A 3,203-nucleotide genomic window follows, 5' to 3' on the forward strand; every position below is an offset into this window, starting at 1 on the left:
GGCGGCGAGCGCCTTGGCGAGGTCGCCGGAATATTTGATGCCGCCGTCGGCGATCACGGGCACGTCGGCCTTCTTCGCCGCCGCGACCGCATCCATGATCGCGGTGAGCTGCGGCACGCCGACGCCGGCGACGATGCGCGTGGTGCAGATCGAGCCCGGGCCGATGCCGACCTTGATGCAGTCGGCGCCGGCATCGATCAGCGCCTGCGCGCCGCCCTCGGTCGCGACATTGCCGGCCACGACCTGCACCGCGTTGGAGAGCCGCTTGATCCGGTTGACGGCATTGAGCACATGCCGCGAGTGACCATGCGCGGTGTCGACCACGACGACGTCGACGCCGGCATCGATCAGCCGCTCGGTGCGCTCATAGCCGGTCTCGCCGACCGTGGTGGCGGCAGCGACGCGAAGCCGGCCCTGCGCGTCCTTGCAGGCGAGCGGATGGGCAACCGCCTTTTCGATGTCCTTCACGGTGATCAGGCCGACGCAGCGATACTGGTCGTCGACGACCAAGAGCTTCTCGATGCGATGCTGATGCAGCATCCGCTTCGCTTCGTCCTGGCCGACGCCCTCGCGCACCGTGACGAGGTTCTCGTGCGTCATCAGCTCCGAGACCTTCTGCCTGGGATCGCTGGCAAAGCGCACGTCGCGGTTGGTCAGGATGCCGACCAGCTTGCCCGGCACGTTCTTGGCGCTACCTGTGACGACCGGAATGCCGGAGATGCCGTTTTCCTTCATCAGGGTCAGCGCATCGGCCAGCGTGGCGTCGGGGCCGATGGTCAGCGGATTGACCACCATGCCGGACTCGAACTTCTTCACCTGGCGCACCTGCGCGGCCTGGCCGTCCGGATCGAAGTTGCGATGGATGACGCCGAGGCCGCCGGCCTGCGCCATCGCGATCGCCATGCGCGCCTCGGTGACGGTGTCCATCGCGGACGCCATGATCGGGATGTTGAGCGAGATTGCGCGGGTGACGCGCGAGCGAATATCGACTTCCGAAGGAAGGACGTCGGACAAACCGGGCTTCAGAAGCACATCGTCGAACGTGAAGGCTTCGCGGATAGCCGGAAATCCCGTGGCCATTGCCAACTCCTTATCTGCGGTCCAGCCGCGATGGTCTTACGGATGAACGTCGCCTGCGGCGACGCTTGCTGCGTCACCGTCGAATCGGCGCCCATCGGTGGGGTTGACGCTGGTCGATAGCATGGCGGCATGACGAATCAAAGTGTTTGCCAGCCATGCACAGGCTTTTTAGGGGCCTGTTTAGGGGACCCTGTAACCGGGCGGCGGCCCGTGGCGGCGGATCGCCTCGACCATCTCGCGGTGGCGCCGGTCTTCCCGCTTCATGTGGACCGCAATCACCGCATGGGCCGACGGCACCAGCAGCAATACGTGGAAAAACAGCCCGAAAATCGCGCAAAACACGATCAGGACCAGGTTGAAGATGGCCGAAAACGGCTGTCCGTTCAGGAGCAGCCCGATCGGCGGCAAGAGAGCGGCGAGGACATAGATCACGGCAGACACCTCTAACGCAGTCGGATGCATACCAGCGTCACGCAGGATTTAGGGCGTTTGGCCGGTTCCGCAATAGCGTGGCCGGAGGCAGGATGATATGGCCCCCTCGCCCGCCTTTTTCAGCACGGCCGTCTCATTTTGATGAACAAACAACGCCTGATCCCGCTCATCGTGGCCACCGCCCTTTTCATGGAAAACATGGACTCGACGGTGATTGCGACCTCGCTGCCGGCGATCGCCGCCGATATCGGCACCAGCCCTCTGACGCTCAAGCTTGCGATCACCTCCTATCTGCTGTCGCTCGCGGTGTTCATCCCGGCGAGCGGCTGGACCGCAGACCGCTTCGGCGCCCGCATTGTGTTTGCCGGCGCGGTTGCCGTGTTCATGCTGGGCTCGATCGGCTGCGCGCTGTCGGGATCGGTGACCGATTTCGTGTTCGCCCGCATCCTGCAGGGCTTCGGCGGGGCGATGATGACCCCCGTCGGGCGGCTGGTGCTGTTGCGCTCGGTCGACAAGAGCGCGCTGGTCAACGCGATGGCCTGGGTGACGGTCCCGGCACTGATAGGTCCGGTGATCGGGCCGCCGCTCGGCGGCTTCATCACCACCTATTTCTCCTGGCACTGGATCTTCCTGATCAACATTCCGATCGGGTTGCTCGGCATCTTCCTGGCGCTGAAATACATCGACCCGATCAAGAGCGAGGCCCCCGAGCGTTTCGATCTGCTGGGGTTGGTGCTGGCCGGCATCGGGCTTGCCGGCATCGCATTCGGGCTATCGGTCGCTGGCCTCAACCTGCTGCCGTGGCCGATCGTTGCCGGACTGGTCGGGGTCGGCACGGTGTCGATGACGCTCTACGTCATCCACGCGCGGCGCACCGGTTCGCCGGTCCTCGATTTCGGCCTGCTGCGGCTGCCGACCATGCGGGCGTCGATCGTCGGCGGCTTCATGTTCCGGCTCGGTATCGGCGCGCTGCCGTTCCTGCTGCCGCTGCTGATGCAGGTCGGCTTCGGCCTGTCGCCATTCCAGTCCGGCCTCGTGACGTTTGCGTCGGCGGTCGGCGCCATGGGCATGAAGACGCTGGCGGCGCGCATCATCAAGGCCTTCGGCTTCCGCAACATGATGACGGTGAATGCGGTCGTCAGCTCGGCCTTCCTCGCCGCCTGCGCGCTGTTCACGATCTCGACGCCGCTGATGCTGATCTTCACCATCCTGGTGGTCGGCGGTTTCTTCCGCTCGCTGCAATTCACCGCGATCAACACCGTCGCTTATGCGGAAGTCGAGGCTCCGCAGATGAGCCGCGCCACCACCCTCGTCAGCGTCAACCAGCAGCTCGCGGTGTCGGCGGGCGTCGCGGTCGGTGCCTTCTCCGTCGAAACCACGCTGGCGCTGCATCACCAGACCGAACTCTCCGCCGATGTGTTCGGACCGGCCTTCATTGTGGTCTCACTGATCTCGGCGGCCTCGGCCTGGTTCTTCTGGCAGATGCCGGCCGACGCCGGCAACGAAATCGCCGGCCGCAAGGCGATCGACATCTCCAGCCGCAAGGGCGCCGAGAAACGCGCCGCCGCCGACGCCGTCAAGGCCGCGACCGAAGACACCCAGAACGCCAGGGATCAGCGGCTGGGGTGAGGCGCCCGCTTGGTCAGTGCTGCAATGAAGTGAATGGAATCTGCGCGCACGATCCCATCACC

3 protein-coding genes are annotated in these 3,203 nt (G+C 65.1%); 1 reads left to right on the forward strand and 2 read right to left on the reverse strand.

The features are described 5' to 3' along the window. Positions 1–1,080: IMP dehydrogenase (guaB, locus tag H8A92_RS40025; RefSeq protein WP_229200744.1), on the reverse strand; the 1,080-nt coding region annotated here is incomplete at its 3' end. 180 nt (positions 1,081–1,260) lie between these two features. Then, positions 1,261–1,512, reverse strand: a complete 252-nt coding sequence (locus H8A92_RS40030; protein WP_021081377.1) for a hypothetical protein — start codon at positions 1,510–1,512, stop codon at positions 1,261–1,263. 141 nt (positions 1,513–1,653) lie between these two features. Between H8A92_RS40030 and H8A92_RS40035 the strand changes: the two genes are divergently transcribed. Continuing rightward, positions 1,654–3,141 carry a DHA2 family efflux MFS transporter permease subunit gene (locus H8A92_RS40035; protein ID WP_229200745.1) on the forward strand — a complete coding sequence of 496 codons (1,488 nt, stop codon included), beginning with the start codon at positions 1,654–1,656 and terminating at the stop codon, positions 3,139–3,141. Positions 3,142–3,203: the final 62 nt, after the last annotated feature.

The organism is Bradyrhizobium acaciae (genome assembly GCF_020889785.1).
Taxonomy (GTDB): Bacteria; Pseudomonadota; Alphaproteobacteria; order Rhizobiales; family Xanthobacteraceae; genus Bradyrhizobium; species Bradyrhizobium acaciae.